Raw genomic sequence first — 16,619 nt, 5'->3', positions numbered from 1 at the left:
AATGGATAGCGAGAGGTGATGGACATGCCGGAATTGCCGGAAGTAGAAACAGTCAAACAAACATTGAACACATTGGTAGCTGGGAAGCGGATAGAGCGCGTTACGGTAACGCTGCCCCGCATCATCCAGCGGCCGTTAGAGATAGAGCAGTTTTGTGATGCATTGCAGGGTCATACCATTGAGCGGGTTGAACGGAGAGGCAAGTTTTTGCGAATCCTTCTGGACGGACTCGTCCTTGTCTCCCATCTGCGTATGGAAGGACGCTATGGCGTATATAAAGCTGACGAGCCAGTAGAGAAGCATACGCATGTCATTTTTCATTTTGATGACGGTACCGAACTGCGTTACAAGGATGTGCGTCAATTTGGTACGATGCATCTGTTCGCGGCCGGGGAAGAATGGGAATTGCCGCCGCTACATAAGCTGGGGGTAGAGCCGTTGTCCGCAGAATTTACTGTGGAACGATTCGCAGAAGCGATGCGAAGACGGCGCAGCTTTATTAAGCCCGTACTGCTTAACCAGCATATCGTCGTCGGAATCGGGAATATCTATGTGGATGAGGCCTTGTTCAGAGCCGGCATTCACCCGAACCGCGCGGCAGATGAATTAACAGATGAGGAGTATGCGCTCCTGCATCGCTCTATTATTGATACCCTTCAGGAGGCTGTTGAGGCTGGAGGTTCTTCCATTAAGTCTTATGTCAATGGACAAGGCGAAATGGGGATGTTCCAGCATCAATTGCAAATGTACGGGCGGCAAGGCGAGCCTTGTGTTCGCTGCGGCAGTATCATTGAAAAATCGGTTGTTGGCGGTCGAGGCACACATTATTGTCCGAAATGCCAGCAGCTTTCTTAGGCTTTTAGGTAAGGCTAATCGTTGAATAAGCACCCTTATCCGCTCATGCCCATATGATATGGTAAATCGGTATTCCTGAGCCGCACGCAGTCAGATGCTCGGGAACGACTTAGCGGGAGGGACTGTTGTTGCTTATTCATACCGTGTCTTTGCTCATCCTGGCTTTTGCCCTAAGCCTGGATAGCTTCGGAGTAGGAATGACCTATGGATTGCGTCGGCTCCGCATCCCTTGGACATCGATCGTAGTGATTTCATGCTGCTCGGGACTTGTCATTCTACTGTCGATGCAGGTAGGCAATGTGCTTATTCAATATGTATCTCCTGCTGTAGCACAGTGGATTGGTTCACTAATTCTCGTGGCAATCGGCTGTTGGGCCATTCTGCAGCTACTTCGTTCCTCGCATGAAGAAGGCGAACATTTGGAACGGTTTGAGCAAGGGGATCCAAATGCGGCAAAAGATTCTCATCTCGTTGAGCCTCTTCTGCACACAACAGAGCTGGAGGCTGAGCCGCGTCAAGTCGTACGCATTCAATTAAAGAGCTTAGGTGTCGTCATTCAAATCTTGAAGACCCCGAGCGCTGCCGATATGGATCGCTCTGGAACAATTAGTGCTGTAGAAGCTGCTTGGCTAGGTGTTGCACTGTCACTCGATGCTTTTGGCGCGGGTATAGGAGCGGCTTTGCTGGGATATCCTTCGTTCATGACCGCATTCACGATCGCCTTATTCAGCGGTATTTTCCTGCGCTTTGGCATTCACGTCGGGATTTCATTTGCAGGCGCGCGGTGGATCGGCAAGCTGTCATTTGTTCCAGGGTTCATGTTGATTATTATGGGGATTATTAAGCTGCTGACGTAGGCGGCATTATTATAGAATGAGGTGAAGGCATGAACATCGGGTTAACCGGAGGCATCGCATCCGGCAAAAGCACCGTCTCCCGATTACTAGTGGAGCGGGGTGCTCTATTAGTTGATGCTGATAAGATTGCCAGGGAAGTCGTTCTCCCTGGCAGTCCCGTGTTGGAACAAATTGCGATGCATTTCGGATCGGACATGCTGTTGGAAGACGGATCATTGAATCGTAAGCGATTAGGAGAGCTTGTCTTTGCAAGTGAAACAAGTCGCAAACAGTTGGAAAGCATTACGCACCCAGCTATCCGTCAGGAAATACAACGTCAAACGCGACAGTACGAACAGGAGCATCCAGAGCGTCTTGTTGTTGTAGATATTCCACTCTTGTATGAGTCAGGCCTCGCTGAGCTGTTCGATTCGATAGTAGTCGTGTATGTACCAAGAAGTGTTCAATTACAGCGTCTAATGGAACGGGACGGTTGGAACGAGAAGGAAGCGGAGCAAAGGCTGAATGCGCAATGGAGCATGGAGAAAAAACGGGATCTGGCGGACATTGTGATCGACAATAGTGGTTCGCTACAAGATACGATCATGCAGGTCGACCGATTTTGGTCGGAGAAAGGCTTGCTATGATTCGTATGATGAAGATGCTTCGCAAAAAGAGAGTGCTATTGCTGTTGTTTTTAGGCATGCTGTTTTTGCTGTTCGTGCAGTCGCAGTGGCTGGGAAAATGGATGTATCCAATTGCGTATGAAGAGGAGATTCGCAAGCATGCGGCCAAATACGATATTGACCCCCTGCTCGTAGCAGCCATAATTCGAGTAGAAACGAACTTTCAGGCAGGTCGAGAATCTCGCAAGGGCGCTATCGGGGTGATGCAGCTTATGCCGGAGACGGCGACATGGGCCATGGAACAGTTGAAGATGAAAGAGCGCTGGTCATTGAATGAATTGAAAAATACAGCCGATCCGAACATCCTCATTGGAACATGGTATTTGAAGTCTTTGCATAAGCAATTCAATGAGAACTGGATCGCTGCGATCGCTGCTTATAATGCCGGCCCTGGAAATGTGAGCAAATGGATTCGTACGAAAATATGGGACGGCCGCTATGAAACTGCCAAGCAGCGAATCCCTTACGGGGAAACAAAGTTGTACGTACAGCGCGTTATCCATTATTATGATAAGTATAAAGGCATCTATTCGAAGTAAATGTATAACGAAGAAGAAGCATCGGACAAGCCGATACCGTTATCGCGCTTTATCTCCGACGCTTCTTCCCATCATTATTTGTATTGACCTGCAAGTTGTTGTTCAGCCATTTGGACAAGACGCTTCGTGATGTAACCACCGATAGAACCGGTGTCACGAGTTGCCATGTTGCCATAGTATCCGTCAGATGGGATGGCAATGCCCAACTCTTGTGCGATCTCGAACTTCATTTGCTCAAGAGCTGCTGTCGCTTGAGGTACGACTAAGTTGTTGCTGGAACGATTGTTTTGGCTCATTTGATTCACCTCCTTGCGGTTGGTAATTGTATTGTGTGCATTCTTTCAAAGATCATTACAGGTAACCACTGGTATTTTTTATTAGTGAAAAATGATAACATCAAGAATAGGACGGAGGTAAGGTAATGAAGTGTCCTTATTGCGACCACTTAGGTACAAAGGTTCTTGATTCTCGTCCAGCGAACGACAATAAGTCCATTCGCCGCAGGCGGGAATGCGAGCTGTGCAGCAGACGCTTTACTACATTTGAGATGGTGGAGGAGACTCCATTAATCGTAATAAAGAAGGACGGAAGCAGAGAGGAATTCAGCAGAGACAAGATGCTGCGCGGACTCATTCGGGCCTGCGAGAAGCGGCCGGTCTCTGTGGAGAGGCTAGAGATGATTGCTTCTGAGGTTGAGAAGCAGTTGCGCGATACGGCACATGCGGAAGTGGACAGCCGTGTCATCGGCGATTTCGTCATGGAACAGCTCTATCCGGTGGATGAAGTGGCTTACGTGCGCTTCGCATCGGTCTATCGTCAGTTCAAGGATATCAGTATGTTTATGAAGGAACTGAACCACCTTCTATCGAAGAATGCATTAGGCGAACACCCTGACAAATAGTTTCTTACTATATGCCCCCCCTCAAGCAGATAACGCTGGAGGGGGTTATGTTTATCACATGAACCATACTCCCTCAATTGCTCAAGGGAGTATGGAGACGCCATGCTTGTTCATTTTTTCCCTGCACGTGACACACATAGGATAAAATTCGTGTATGTCCAAACGAAATACTCGAAATGATAAGATATGATTATTTTTAAGGATCGTTAAGGGGGTAGAAAGCTTTTAAAACAGCCATCCTCGACGCGTATCAAGCAGCACAATGGCTAACAGGTCAAACAGTACCAGCGGCAAAATAAACGGGATAAATGAGGTGTGTACTTTACCGGCATGCTTGACGGAATTGACTTTCAAATACACTCTTTTTTTATCTACCTTTACGATGGTGCCCGTATAGATATTCCCCTTTTTATCCTTGATTTTCACGAATTTTTTTAAGTATTTTACGCTTTTTGTGTAATGGGAGGATATCTTCTTCGGAACGGTTTTTTTCGGCGTAATCTTTTTAGGCATAGAACGACCTCCTTTTCGCTAGATAAAGGAAACACAAAGTGTGCTTCATTATGTTATGCGCGATACGAGAAAAGGGTGTCAAACTGTGTCACAACTGTCCTTGATACCATTGTACAAACCCAAGCTTCCAAGATAACAGGTAGCAAAGAGCGATCCCGCTCAGCAGTAAGCCAAATAATAGCCAATCCTTCCAAGTGACGCGAAGCTGGGTATAATACGTTCGATCGCGCCTTCCCGTAAAGCCCTTGGATATCATTGCGGCTGCTACGCGCTCTGACTTGCGTATGGCAGAAGCAAGCAGAGGAATGGCGTAACGCTTCCAGGCGCGCAGCTTATTTTTCCAGCCTTGAGCCCGTTCAATGCCTCGCATTCGGTGAGCGTGCTGAAGGATGCGCAGCTCTTCCTTGAAGAAGGGGAGGAAGCGATAGCCTGCCAATATGCCATAAGCCCATTTCGGGGGAAGCTTGCACTGCTGCATTAGGCTGAGCATGAAGCGCACCGGATCAGTCGTCAAAATGAATATAAGCGACAAGGCTGAGAAAATAAGCACTCGTAAACCAAGTGATACAGCTTGCTGGAACGTCGCTGCGGTAATGATGAGCGAGCCCCAATGCCAGAGGATCGTGCTCGAAGCTGGATCGGCTGCGCGCGGGAAGACGAGGGCTGTCCAGACGTAGCCAATCCCCATAATGAGAAAGGGAGAGAAGCTGAGCAGCCATTTGCGCCAAGATATGCGTCCTAATGTGAAGGTAAAAAGAATAATATAGCCAAGTGCTGCGAGCGGTGTAACCGGATCGAATGTTAGCGACAGCATAATAACTGCCACAATGATGGCCAATCCCTTGATGCTGGGATTCCATTCTCGTAGAATCACTGCCCCTCCACTTCCTTCCTTGCAGAAATTAGCGCCTGCAACTGTTCCGCTATCGCGAAATTCATAGGCATTCGCAAATGACAGGCTTCCACAAGCTCCGGGTGTTTCGTCCACAATTCGGAAGGGCAGCCGTCATAGCGAATGTGTCCTTGATCCAGAACGATAACACGGTCTGCATACGCTTGAACCCATTCCATATCATGTGTAATCATTAGGACGGTTGCCCCGGCTTGCACACGCATTTGCAGCATATCCATCAACTGCTTGGATGTATAAGCATCTTGTCCATATGTGGGCTCATCGCATAGCAAGAGCTGCTGGCTGTCCGTAAGGACGGAAGCTACGCTGAGTCTGCGCTTCTGGCCTTGGCTGATGGAGAATGGGTTCGCCTTCGCAACCTTGCTTAAACGGAACCGTGCCAATGCTTCCGCGACTCTGGTGTTCACTTCTTCTTCCTCTACATGCTGCATCCGCATTCCAAATGCAATCTCATCGAATACGGTATCTGTTATGAACTGATGCTCTGGATTTTGAAATATATAGCCAATGTGCGCCCGCAGCTCTCTTTCAGCATAACGATGAAGAGGCAGATCTTGCAGCAGAATATGTCCATCACTCGGCTGAGTCAATCCGGACAGAAGGGAGGCAAGGGTAGACTTGCCGGCTCCATTCGGGCCAACAAGCGCTGCCCACTCCCCCTCGTACAGGGTAAGCGACGCGTTATGAATAATCGATCTCCCTTGGCGCTGATAGGCAAGCCCCTCCGCTTTCAGAACTGTCCGGCGCTGCTGCTGAGAAGGCTTCGGCTTTGCTGGTGTCAATATACGCACCGCTGCCTTCTGGATCTCTGCAGAAAGAGGCAATAACATATTCAGCAGCTCATCGTCGGTTAATGCAGGATAATGAGTCAGCCCCGAAGCTGAGCAGTAGGAGGATACGGTCTGTTGAAGGGTACGTTGCAGCTCGAAGGCTTGGGGAAGCCAGATGCCATGTGATTTGGCCTCAGCGGCGTGCTGCTCAAAATAGGCAGCAGGCAACCCATCGAATGCGAGCTCTCCTCGTTCATTCATGACAAGCAAGCGATCCGCAAACCCGATCCAGTCATCCAACTGATGTTCAATAATCAGCAAGGAAACCCCTTCCTTCTGCGCCAACTCAGCGATAAGTGCGGCGAACTGACGCCTTGTATACGGATCAAGGTTCGAGGTCGGCTCGTCCAGAACAAGCATTTTCACACGAAGTGCGAGGGCACAGGCGAGCGCAAGCTTCTGCTTCATACCACCGGACAGCTCATGAATGTAAGCTTGGCGCCATCCGAGCAGGCCAACCTTCTCCAGCACCTCGTAAATGATTGGCTCCATATCCGTACGAGGACAATTGCGATTTTCGAGACAGAAAGCAACCTCTTCTTCCACTCGCAGCATACAGAACTGGCTTTCGAAATCTTGAAATACGATGCCGATGATCTGGGCAACCTCGCCTGAACCATATTGCTCAATTGGCTTGCCGTATACTTGTATAGAGCCTTCCACAAAGCTGTCGATAGCATAGGGATACAGTCCGGCAAGACAGAAAGCCAGCGAGCTTTTTCCACATCCGCTTGGCCCGAGCAGCAGTACGGTCTCTCCATCCATAATAGAGCATTCAATTCCTGATAAGATCGACTCGCTTTCATGCTCGAAGGCGAGGGACACATTCAAGGCGGCAATCGCTATATTAGGGTGCGGTTCTATATCATCTTCCCTCGTTGCTGGAGATGCTTGCTCATTAGGTAGAAGCAATGTGCTCGTCATGTTATCGCTGCCCCTTTGCAATTGGGAAGCTCCGGAGTACGCCTGTATTGGCTAATGCATCACCAATCGATTTTCCTAAGAGACCGGAAATGACTGCACCGCTTATGCAGCGAACCAAGAGCATCGCAAGGATTAGTCCCAGCGAAAAAGCTGCGTACCCGCTTCGGAAATAGCCCCAAGCGAAACTGAACACAGCAGAACCAACACCGGCAAGCATGAGTACCTTGGTCGAAAAATTACGGTATCTTGTTGCGGCAAATACGGCTTCTGCTCCCAACCCTTGAATCAAGGCAGAGACGATTAAAATAGGGCCTACCGCATTCCCGATGAGCACCTCAACCAATCCAGCGACCGTTTCCGAAATGACAGCAGCCCCTGGCTTGCGAATAATATAGGTGGCAATGATCGATACGATGAACCAAATGCCGAAAATCACTTCATAGCCCATCGGCCCCATAAAGCCCACAAGCACATTGCCGATTTGCAAGAAGAGCAAATAAATGACGGCAAACACGACAGACAGTGAGCTGAGAACGACAATATCCCGCAATTTCCATTGGCTGTTTCGCATATTCATGAACATTCCTCTTTTCTTTGTATGATGATCAGATGAGTCCGTTGAGATTGCAGGTTTCAAAATTCCTCTGCAGCAGTTACTTTGTTGAAGGACTATTGGCAGAAATGGTGGTTGTCATTACGACATGGGACTTATCTGTTTTTTGTGCGCGATTGAAGGCATGTTCGAGTGTGGCGAATACTCGCTGTGCTTCTCCTTCCAGGCGGCTTGCATAGTGTGCACTCTCATCGAATGTTCCTTCTTCCTTCGCTAGACCGATAATTTCATAAATGGTATCCATATAATCGGGCGTCCCGAGCGGGTAAAGTGCAAAATGGGCAGCGACCTGGAGTGGAATCGCTTGATTGCGTTCAGCATTCATTCGCATATCGTCCGTACTTATGAAGGCGTCTCCCTGCGTGTCTCCCGGACAACCAATGGAGAAGGTTGCATTCAGCACGGCATGTTCACCGCCAGCAGCACTATGCAAGAAAATGGACTGTACGACATCGAATACATGCTCGCTCCGTCCACGCACCCAAGTGCTGACATCGTCGGTATGGGACCATACCTTGGACAAGTCCGTATTTCGCAGCGCTCCCAAAATAATGTCGACAAAGCGATCGCTCATCGGATAAATGGAAAAGCGGCAACCAACGATGCGGCTCGTACCGCAAGATAAATGATTCATGACTTATATCCTCCTTGGCAAATTAATATATGGGCCAGCAGACAACAAAAAAACTGCACCGTGAGTCGGTGCAGTTGCGCTTGAGGATACAAGATTACGGCGTAGCTTCATGCAAAGACGTGCATGGTGAAGCCACCGCTTATATCAATCAGTCGACTACACTTCCCCACGCTAGTATTATCTAGTTCGGGTTATAAGGGTTAACAGCGTTGCCGCTGTCTCTCAGCTTGTTACAGCACCCCTAGTGTTCGATATCACTATGCAGTTGTTCCGTTGTTCATATGCTTGACTGCTTACATTATACACTGGATGATCGGTTTGTAAAGAGGATCATGGAGCAAGGTGATTATTACTCGCCGTTCTATCTGCAGTCGATGATGTGAGCGTTGCGGAAATCTAAGAGTGATATAGTGGGGAATAGATGCTCATAAGAATGAAATGCCGGGTTTGCTGCAAAAGGGCAGCGGCGTTTTGCACGCAGCTAGTCCTCCATAATGGTCAGCGTGATTTGGAACAAGGTAGAATACCGCTGATCCTGCGTTAGTTCAATCGTGCCTTCATGGAGCGTTATAATTTTTTTGCAAATGGCGAGACCTAAGCCTGTACTGTCTTTAATCGGGCCATCACCGCGAATGAATTCTTCGAAAATATGCTCCTTGATCGGCTCCTGAACGCCAATGCCGTCATCTCCGATCCGCAAAATAACATGTCTATCCAGTCGTTCGCATGACACATAAAGCACCGTTCCCGTTGGATTATATCGCAGTGCATTGCTAATTAAGTTGGTGATGACGCGGCTCATATGAATCTTATCTATCTTGACATAGAGCGGTTCCTCCTGGATACGTGCTTCAAGCTCAAATCCCTTCTCTTCTATTTCTGGATAAAATTCCACCACGAGCTGCTGGAACCATTTCGTGATGTTTACTTCCTCCTTGATCAATTCCGTATGCTTGTCATCCAGCTTCGCCAGTTCAAATAAGTCTTTAATCAAATTGGCCATATAAGCTGACTTATCGTAAATGTATTGAATATACTTGCGGGTATCTTTATCTTCCAATGCCTGATTGTCCAACAGAAGCTGCGAATAACCGTAAATCGAAGTAATCGGCGTCTTCAAGTCATGCGACAGATGCAGCAGCATGTTCCGCTTATTGTTCTCGGCGGTTTCCTTCTCGGCAGAAGTAAGCTGCAAACGTTCAGCCATGCCGTTAAACGCATCTTGTATTTCCGCGAATTCCTGTTCTGCTGAATAATGGAGCCGTTTCGTGTAATTGAAGCGTTCCATCTCCTTAATGCCTTCTACGATTTGCCGCAGCGGCTTTTTCACTTGTCTAACCGAATAGCGGGCGTAAAAGTAAAGCAGGATAAATAATAAAATAGCTAATATTGCAGCAAAGATCGTTGTCGCAGTTGATAATTTCAATAATCGCTCAGGAATTTTCCACAGCAATACATAAGATTCGCCGTCCGGTCCTTTTGCTTGGTAAGCATGATAGAAGATTGAATCATCGTTGCGCTCCGCATCCATTTTGGCATACATTTGGCCGTCTTCGTAATGCATGATGTCGTCCTCTTTGTTTCCTTTGACAAAAATGATCTCGCCTGACTCATTCACGATTTCGAACCAGCCGCCGTACTTGTCCAGTAAATGATCGCTGATGTTATGGAAAGGGTATCGATATATATCCGTTCCATTAATTTTAGCAACGACCAATTCATCTATATACCGCCTCATAAAAAGGTTCGTGCTAAGGAGAGATACAATGATCGCTGCTATCATCAGGACGCAGATCACTGCATAATTTCGAAAAAACACCCGTTTCAAGGGACGTCGACCGGAGAGATTATTTGCTTTTTTCAAAACGGTAGCCTAACCCCCTAATTGTAATGAGATAGATAGGCTTTCTCGGATTATCTTCAATTTTCTCGCGAATTTTGCTTATGTACACCATAATTAAATTTTCGTCTCCGATGTATTCCTCGCCCCATACCTGCTCATAAATATGCGCTTTGGTCAACACTCTGCCAGCCTCTCTCATAAGGAGCTCCAAAATCTTGAACTCGTATGATGTCAATTCCTTTTGGATACCGGACTTGAACAGTTGGCAGCTTCTTATATTCAGCCTCACATCTCCAATTTCGATACATTCTTGTTCCTGTTTATCAGGCTTCGAATGGGAATCAATTCTCCTGAACAGCGCTTGAACGCGGCTGAACGACTTCGAGTGGGTTGAAGGGCTTGCCCACGTAATCGTCCGCTCCGAGCTGCAAGCCATAAATTTTGTCCATATCGTCGGATTTGGCAGAAATAAAGAGAAACGGAATTTGCGAATTCTGCCGCGTTTTTTTAAGTAATTCCAAGCCATCCATTTGCGGCATCATAATATCGGCTATGACCAAATCGACGGGCTGCTCCTGCAAGATAGTCATAGCTTCGACACCGTTCCCGGCTGTAATCGTAGCATAGCCGTGGTTGGTCAAATAGATGGTCAGCAATTCCCGAATTTCGGCTTCGTCGTCTATGATGAGTATGATTTTCATTTTTTGTCCACCTCTATGTATGCAACAATAACTCCCGATCAACATGCGGCTTAACGCAGATTGATCGGGAGTTGTGCTGAATTAGAATAGATTGTCGGCGAATGTAGATAGCAATCCTGCCGCTTCTTGCTTCAGCATCGGCTGCTTGGATCGATAGTCGAACGTCCCGTCTTTCCCTTGGACAACTTCAGGACCAAATAATTGTTTGGCGATGACGAACTGAACGCCTTCCCGCGCCCAAGAATCGGTGGAGCCGCCGAGCCGTGCTTTTTTCGGTCCGGTACCCACGTGGTTGAATGCCATACGCCATATAATAGTTGCAGCTTCCTGGCGCGTCAACAATTCCCGCGGATGAAATTTGCCGCTTTCAGGCTTTTGAATGACGCCAAACTCATACGCAGCTTGTATTTCTTTAGCAAACGCACTATCGGATATATCTATGAATGCAGGCTTGCTCTTGGATGGAGACACTCCAAGCCATCGGATAAACCAACCGATAAACTGTTCCCGGGTAATTGCTTGCTCAGGCTGAAAGCGGTTGTCGCCGCTATTGTCATCAATGACTTTCAATTGGCTTAAGTGATAGATATACCGAGCATACGGATGGTCGTCACTGATATCCTGATAATGCTGCGGTGCTGCTAATTTTTCGGCCCAACTATCTGATTTCAGGTCGTAATAAAATGCCTGTACTTCGCCATTGTCATTTAACTTGAATGCAGCTTTTACGCCTTGTTCATCTTGGAAAAGCAGGGGCTCGATTTCATGGAGCACATGCTCTCCAAGCGGATCTTTCACGATAAGCTTGCCGTTCTCAGTACGAACACGCGAGGTCCACATCCGATTTCGCAAGTCGCTGTACATGCCCTCGAAAGCTGCCAACGATTGTTTCGCTTGCTCATGAGGAGCCTGGGCGCCATCTTTCTTCGGGTAATAATGATCCATGAGTGCTTCCAACAATTCCTTGCGGAACTCAACATCCTTATTTACCGTGACGAAAAAACCGACCTTTTCATTAGGAATCAACCACATATTGCTGTGATACCCAGCCATGTCCCCGGCTTTCTCAATCATATAATGTCCGTTGTTATGCTGCCGATTGGCGTATTCGTAGCCGTATGCCATGTTCGGCAGCTTCTCATGTATGGCTAGCTGAGGCTTATGCATTTCCGCTGCCGTTTCTTTTTTAAGAATCGTTGCATCTCCCAGCTTGCCGCCGTTTAGATGGGCGAGCATAAAGTTGGCCATATCAGCGCCAGTAGAGAGCATGCCGCCGCTTGGAAGCTCCGTCGGAACCGTTGCGTAGGTGGGAATTGCATCTCCCATTACGTTATATGGAACGGCCAGGTGTTTCGTGATGTCCGAGGTTAAGCGGAATTCGCTGTTTGTCATACCTAGCGGTTTAAAAATATGCTCCTGCACGTATGTGCTAAATGGCTGTTTGCTCACTTGCTCTACGATGTAACCTTGAATGGTAAAGCCTAGATTGTCATAGCGGTAGTACTCGCCAGGCTTGCGGATCACCGTAGGCGTATTGTCCGACACATATTGCTTGATAGATACTTCTCGCGTTAAATCGTCGGTTGATAATTCTGAGCCGTCTCCGAATTCGAATCCGGTCGAATTCGTTAGTAAATGCTTCGTAGTTAGGGGATATCCAGTCTTATTAGGGATTTTAATATCTCCCAGGTATGCAGACAACTCTTTGTTCAAATCAATTTTACCCTGCTCTGCCAATTGCATCACGGCTGTAGCGGTGATCACCTTGGAAATCGAAGCGACGCGGAATACGGTTCGATCCGGATCGACCGGCAGCTTTTTACCCACATCTGCATAGCCGTAACCTTTCTTCAACAGCACCTTGTCACCCTTGACGACGACAAACGCAGCTCCTGCCATACTGTCCTTAATTTCTGGACGGCTAAAAAATTCATCGGCAAATTGCTCAACTTCTTTGGGGTCTTGTGGGCCTATGTTTACGGATGCTGCCGCCGATACTTTCGATAATGTACCCGTACCGCTAAGCAAGCCGGTTACTACGATGATGGTCAGTGCAATGGTCGTCACGCGCTTGGAAAACATATTCATTGTTTGCTCTCTCCTCTGTATCATTTTCGTGCATCATCAGAATATATGAGCAAACTTAATCCAGATTCTATGTAACCTTAATGTAATGTGAAATTTCCGATGAACAGCAGAATCTTAGGGGGAGGGGACATGGGATGCAAGATTCCATTAGGAGAATCAATGTTTGGTAAGCGGAAAATGAAAAGAATGCAACAAAAAAACGGCATTTCTGCCGTTTTGATCACATAATTGGTGGGTTCTGAGGGGTTCGAACCCTCGACCTGATGATTAAGAGTCAACTGCTCTACCAACTGAGCTAAGAACCCATATGAGAACTGGGTTCAAGGGGGATTGAAGCATCCCGATTGAACGAAGCTATTGAGAAGTACCTTGTTCCTTAACACCCCTTAAGTATAGCCCTCTACAGGCGATTCGTAAAATCGGAATAAGGGTTGTATTTGTTGGTATTTGCTGATAACGCCTTTTCTCCTGACAAGACAATGGGGATCTGTAAAGAATGCTGCATTTTCCCCAGTCATTCAATAAGGAGCAGGTGACCCCACTCCTTACTTTATACAGATATCCGCACGATCTTAGCTAAATCATGAACATGCACAATCGAATGATATGCTTGCTGAGTAGATGTATTTGATGTTGACTGCACATGTGACTTAGGTGCGGCGCATATAAGCGCGAACGGTGAGTGGGGCGAAGATAGCTACGATGACCATAACGCAAAGGAGAGTGAGGCCAAATTCAATGCCGATCGTACCTTGATTAGCGAGCTCACGTACAGCACTCACTAAATGGGTGATTGGGTTAATGTTAGCAAACCATTGAAGCCAATCTGGCATTGTATTAACCGGTACGTATGCATTGGAGAGAAAGGTGAGTGGGAACAGCACCATCATGGCAATCCCTTGTACGCTTGCGGCTGTACGAGCAATGACGCCGAAAAAGGCAAAAATCCAGCTGACTGCCCAGGAGCACGCAATGACAAGCAAGCCGGCGATTGCGACATAACCCAAGCCTCCGACTGGGTGATATCCCATTAAGTAGCCCATGACAAAGGTGAGTACGGTCGCAATAGCGAAACGGATCGTATCCGCCAGAAGGGCTCCCGCTAAAGGCGCAATACGCGCGATCGGAAGTGACTTAAAGCGGTCGAATACACCCTTATCCATATCTTCGCGCAATTGGACACCAGTGGCGACAGCACTCGTGATGACCGTCTGAACAAGAATGCCGGGGATAATGATCGGTAAGTAGTCGTGTACATTACCTGAAATTGCGCCGCCAAATATATACGTAAACATGATGGTAAATAAAATGGGCTGAATGGTTACATCAAACAATTGCTCGGGAGTACGCTTTATTTTGAGCAACCCGCGATAGGCCATCGTTAACGAATTACGAAGTGCCTGGCAGAAGCTAGTGTAGTTTTTTAAAGGGCGTCCTTTTTTTACGCTTACAGATACCTGGTTCATGCTCTTTCCTCCTTGATTGCGCTGTCCATTTGCACATGATTTTCTCTTGCGCTGTCTTCTGCTTTATGTCCTGTGATCGTTAGGAATACTTCGTCAAGGGTAGGCTTCTGTACACTGAGCTCGGACAGATGAATCCCCCTCGCACGAAGTGCGATCAACAGATCGGTCACCTGATCCGCATCCGTCATAGGTGCTGTAACTTTTCCGGCCTCGGCATTTACATTGGAACGGACTTTGAGCACTTGTTCCACGATATGGCGGACCTCTGCGATGTCTTTTTCTTCTTGGACTCTCAAATGCAAGGACGAGGTGCCGACCGAGGATTTTAGTTCATCGACCGTTCCTTCAGCGACAACCTTGCCGTGGTCGATAACCGCGATTCGATCCGCCAATTGATCCGCCTCATCAAGGTACTGCGTCGTGAGAAGCACCGTTGACCCCGTGTCTACTAAGCGGCGAATCGTATCCCACATTTGCGATCGCGTTCGCGGATCAAGACCTGTTGTTGGTTCATCCAGAAAAATGAGCGGTGGCTGCGCAATTAGGCTGACGGCCAAATCAAGCCGGCGGCGCATGCCTCCTGAGAAATGCTTCAACGGCCGTTTTGCAGCTTCCGTCAGGCCGAATTCCTCTAACAAGTCAGCCGCCTTGCGTCGCGCCTCTGCACGTCCTAGCCCGAGCAGCCTTGAGAAGATAATGAGGTTTTCCGTAGCACTCAGCGATTCATCAACCGATGCGTATTGTCCTGTTACGCCGATTAATTGACGCACAATGTGAGACTCTTTCACTACATCATGGCCAAATATTCGTGCCTCTCCAGCATCCTGACGCAGCAATGTGGCAAGCATGCGAATCGTCGTCGTTTTACCTGCTCCATTCGGACCAAGCACGCCGTAAATGGAGCCAGCACGAACGTTCAGATCTACGCCATCGACAGCTCGATTGTCTCCGAACGTTTTAATAAGCCCGAGGGCTTCAACGGCCCATTCGTTGGCGCTCGAACTTGCTGTTTTGTATTTGTTGTTCATTTCCAATGCTCCTTATTTGAAGATTAGATGAGTTGAATTTGAATTCGTTTTTGTCTATTTGTATTGTAAAAATGTTTTTCAATTCATTAAACCTTCCGAAGAATGGTATATCGATCGGTCTGTGGACGGATTCAGAGTATTTGCTCAATCAAAAACGCAGCCTACAATAGGCTGCGTGAAGTGGAATGTACTTTACGTATCTATAAATCGTGTGGAATTTGCATTACATATGAAATGGAAAGTTATATGGAGAAAATGTGAGAAATAATGACTAACTACCCGCTAATGATTGAAAATTGTTAAAATATAGGCCGTTGTGGTCGATTGTAGCAATTTGCAGGAAAATGAGTTGAAGTAGTATAATAATTTGGCATACAAAAATATGGGGCCATAGCTCAGCTGGGAGAGCGCTTCGCTGGCAGCGATGAGGTCAGGGGTTCGATCCCCCTTGGCTCCACCATAAACCACTCACTAAAAACCCTTGGTATACAAGGGTTTTTCTTATTTCTCCTTATTCCTCCTCATACACTAAAATAAGCCGTTTCATGAAATTGGTGCCCAATTGGTGCCCGTTAGTCAACTAAAGCGAATTAATTGCTTTGTGTGTAATGGAAACTTGAAGGTTTTAATCCGAAAATAATATTGAATAATTACGGCAAAAAGAAATGTTATTAGGATTTTGCCATGTTATATTTGTATCATCGAAAAACAATTAAACACAGGACATTACCCAGGCGGCCAACCCATGGTCGTCTTTTCTTTTACTCCATGCCTCCCTAAAGCGTAGCAGCAGGCATAACCGCCATTAAGCAGGGCAAAGCTCATGGATGGTGCTGCCGCATCTCCTTTTCGACTGTGACCGGAGCAGTCTAAGGTGTGGATCCCGGGCGCAGCGGTGTGCGTTAGTAAACACCGTAATTTATTTCCCGAAATCAAGGGGGTTCGTGAAACGCAAATGAAACGCTGTGTTCCTTATGTGGTAAGGGATTGCACTGAATAGGTGATACGAACTTGAAACGATCATGAAACGACTTTTGAAACGATCTTTTTCGAGTATTTCCCTTAGTGCCACGCGGGATAGCGGCGATTGCATTATCGTTTCATGAAACGAACTTTGAAGACAAACAAGAATATATATTATATATAGTTACTTATATCTATATCTTCTACATAGAAAGTACTTAGATAAAGAGAATACATAGCAAATGTCATTCAAATAGAATGACGTATTTATATATTAAATAATTTC

General features: G+C 47.1%; 15 protein-coding genes, 2 tRNA genes, 1 pseudogene and 1 riboswitch. Of the genes and pseudogenes, 6 read left to right on the top strand and 12 right to left on the bottom strand.

Features of this window, described 5'->3' with window-relative positions; genetic code table 11:
- Positions 1-24: 24 nt before the first annotated feature.
- The 4 genes from mutM to PAV_RS27765 all read left to right on the top strand — a co-directional run bounded on the left by mutM (position 25) and on the right by PAV_RS27765 (position 2,916).
- Entirely contained in the window at positions 25-855 is an 831-nt protein-coding gene (mutM, locus tag PAV_RS27780; RefSeq protein ID WP_005551590.1) for a DNA-formamidopyrimidine glycosylase, read from the top strand.
- A 128-nt stretch (positions 856-983) separates the two neighbouring features.
- Positions 984-1,712, top strand: a complete 729-nt coding sequence (locus PAV_RS27775; protein WP_005551588.1) for an MntP/YtaF family protein — start codon at positions 984-986, stop codon at positions 1,710-1,712.
- 29 nt (positions 1,713-1,741) lie between these two features.
- Complete coding sequence (coaE, locus tag PAV_RS27770; protein ID WP_005551586.1) at positions 1,742-2,338, top strand: dephospho-CoA kinase; 597 nt, start codon at positions 1,742-1,744, stop codon at positions 2,336-2,338.
- Positions 2,335-2,916: a lytic transglycosylase domain-containing protein gene (locus PAV_RS27765; protein ID WP_005551585.1), complete on the top strand. Its 582-nt coding sequence runs from the start codon at positions 2,335-2,337 to the stop codon at positions 2,914-2,916. The genes coaE and PAV_RS27765 overlap by 4 nt, the downstream gene beginning before the upstream one ends.
- Before the next feature lie 74 nt (positions 2,917-2,990).
- On the opposite strand, the gene PAV_RS27760 is transcribed toward PAV_RS27765, so the two are convergent.
- On the bottom strand, positions 2,991-3,212 hold the full coding sequence (locus PAV_RS27760) for an alpha/beta-type small acid-soluble spore protein (RefSeq protein ID WP_005551584.1): 222 nt from the start codon (positions 3,210-3,212) through the stop codon (positions 2,991-2,993).
- A gap of 125 nt (positions 3,213-3,337) precedes the next feature.
- Here PAV_RS27760 and nrdR point away from each other — a divergent pair, with 125 nt between their 5' ends.
- Complete coding sequence (nrdR, locus tag PAV_RS27755; protein WP_005551582.1) at positions 3,338-3,817, top strand: transcriptional regulator NrdR; 480 nt, start codon at positions 3,338-3,340, stop codon at positions 3,815-3,817.
- 225 nt (positions 3,818-4,042) lie between these two features.
- On the opposite strand, the gene PAV_RS27750 is transcribed toward nrdR, so the two are convergent.
- The 11 genes and pseudogenes from PAV_RS27750 to PAV_RS27700 all read right to left on the bottom strand — a co-directional run bounded on the left by PAV_RS27750 (position 4,043) and on the right by PAV_RS27700 (position 15,370).
- On the bottom strand, positions 4,043-4,330 hold the full coding sequence (locus PAV_RS27750; protein ID WP_005551581.1) for a hypothetical protein: 288 nt from the start codon (positions 4,328-4,330) through the stop codon (positions 4,043-4,045).
- 88 nt (positions 4,331-4,418) lie between these two features.
- Complete coding sequence (locus tag PAV_RS27745) at positions 4,419-5,204, bottom strand: energy-coupling factor transporter transmembrane component T family protein (protein WP_005551579.1); 786 nt, start codon at positions 5,202-5,204, stop codon at positions 4,419-4,421.
- Entirely contained in the window at positions 5,201-6,997 is a 1,797-nt protein-coding gene (locus PAV_RS27740; RefSeq protein WP_005551578.1) for an ABC transporter ATP-binding protein, read from the bottom strand. Before PAV_RS27740 ends, PAV_RS27745 begins: the two co-directional genes overlap by 4 nt.
- A gap of 1 nt (position 6,998) precedes the next feature.
- On the bottom strand, positions 6,999-7,574 hold the full coding sequence (locus tag PAV_RS27735) for an ECF transporter S component (protein WP_005551577.1): 576 nt from the start codon (positions 7,572-7,574) through the stop codon (positions 6,999-7,001).
- 76 nt (positions 7,575-7,650) lie between these two features.
- Positions 7,651-8,244, bottom strand: a complete 594-nt coding sequence (locus PAV_RS27730; RefSeq protein ID WP_005551576.1) for a YkoF family thiamine/hydroxymethylpyrimidine-binding protein — start codon at positions 8,242-8,244, stop codon at positions 7,651-7,653.
- 146 nt (positions 8,245-8,390) lie between these two features.
- A riboswitch (TPP riboswitch) is annotated at positions 8,391-8,497 on the bottom strand.
- Between the two features lie 228 nt (positions 8,498-8,725).
- Positions 8,726-10,108, bottom strand: coding sequence for a HAMP domain-containing sensor histidine kinase (locus PAV_RS27725; protein ID WP_005551575.1), 1,383 nt, complete (start codon positions 10,106-10,108; stop codon positions 8,726-8,728).
- Positions 10,092-10,788, bottom strand: a pseudogene (locus PAV_RS27720) (response regulator transcription factor). Before PAV_RS27720 ends, PAV_RS27725 begins: the two are co-directional and overlap by 17 nt.
- An 81-nt stretch (positions 10,789-10,869) precedes the next feature.
- Positions 10,870-12,876, bottom strand: a complete 2,007-nt coding sequence (locus tag PAV_RS27715) for a serine hydrolase domain-containing protein (protein ID WP_005551570.1) — start codon at positions 12,874-12,876, stop codon at positions 10,870-10,872.
- A gap of 229 nt (positions 12,877-13,105) precedes the next feature.
- Positions 13,106-13,181: transfer RNA gene (locus PAV_RS27710), tRNA-Lys, on the bottom strand.
- 345 nt (positions 13,182-13,526) lie between these two features.
- Positions 13,527-14,342 (bottom strand): ABC transporter permease, encoded by an 816-nt coding sequence (locus tag PAV_RS27705; protein WP_005551569.1) that lies wholly within the window; start codon positions 14,340-14,342, stop codon positions 13,527-13,529.
- On the bottom strand, positions 14,339-15,370 hold the full coding sequence (locus PAV_RS27700; protein WP_005551568.1) for a daunorubicin resistance protein DrrA family ABC transporter ATP-binding protein: 1,032 nt from the start codon (positions 15,368-15,370) through the stop codon (positions 14,339-14,341). The genes PAV_RS27705 and PAV_RS27700 overlap by 4 nt, the downstream gene beginning before the upstream one ends.
- A gap of 384 nt (positions 15,371-15,754) precedes the next feature.
- Here PAV_RS27700 and PAV_RS27695 point away from each other — a divergent pair.
- Positions 15,755-15,830: transfer RNA gene (locus tag PAV_RS27695), tRNA-Ala, on the top strand.
- The last annotated feature ends 789 nt before the right edge of the window (positions 15,831-16,619 follow it).

The sequence above is a fragment of the Paenibacillus alvei DSM 29 genome, from assembly GCF_000293805.1.
Classification (GTDB): Bacteria; Bacillota; Bacilli; order Paenibacillales; family Paenibacillaceae; genus Paenibacillus_B; species Paenibacillus_B alvei.
The sequence above is the reverse complement of the archived record's forward strand: the minus strand, read 5'-3'. Positions and strand labels throughout refer to the sequence as shown.

Excerpts from the sequence above, each read along its gene's own strand:
- mutM (WP_005551590.1), top strand. The coding sequence starts at position 25 with ATGCCGGAATTGCCGGAAGTAGAAACAGTCAAACAAACATTGAACACA.
- coaE (WP_005551586.1), top strand. The coding sequence starts at position 1,742 with ATGAACATCGGGTTAACCGGAGGCATCGCATCCGGCAAAAGCACCGTC.
- PAV_RS27765 (WP_005551585.1), top strand. The coding sequence starts at position 2,335 with ATGATTCGTATGATGAAGATGCTTCGCAAAAAGAGAGTGCTATTGCTG.
- PAV_RS27760 (WP_005551584.1), bottom strand. The coding sequence starts at position 3,212 with ATGAGCCAAAACAATCGTTCCAGCAACAACTTAGTCGTACCTCAAGCG.
- nrdR (WP_005551582.1), top strand. The coding sequence starts at position 3,338 with ATGAAGTGTCCTTATTGCGACCACTTAGGTACAAAGGTTCTTGATTCT.
- PAV_RS27750 (WP_005551581.1), bottom strand. The coding sequence starts at position 4,330 with ATGCCTAAAAAGATTACGCCGAAAAAAACCGTTCCGAAGAAGATATCC.
- PAV_RS27740 (WP_005551578.1), bottom strand. The coding sequence starts at position 6,997 with ATGACGAGCACATTGCTTCTACCTAATGAGCAAGCATCTCCAGCAACG.
- PAV_RS27735 (WP_005551577.1), bottom strand. The coding sequence starts at position 7,574 with ATGAATATGCGAAACAGCCAATGGAAATTGCGGGATATTGTCGTTCTC.
- PAV_RS27730 (WP_005551576.1), bottom strand. The coding sequence starts at position 8,244 with ATGAATCATTTATCTTGCGGTACGAGCCGCATCGTTGGTTGCCGCTTT.
- PAV_RS27715 (WP_005551570.1), bottom strand. The coding sequence starts at position 12,876 with ATGAATATGTTTTCCAAGCGCGTGACGACCATTGCACTGACCATCATC.
- PAV_RS27705 (WP_005551569.1), bottom strand. The coding sequence starts at position 14,342 with ATGAACCAGGTATCTGTAAGCGTAAAAAAAGGACGCCCTTTAAAAAAC.
- PAV_RS27700 (WP_005551568.1), bottom strand. The coding sequence starts at position 15,370 with ATGAACAACAAATACAAAACAGCAAGTTCGAGCGCCAACGAATGGGCC.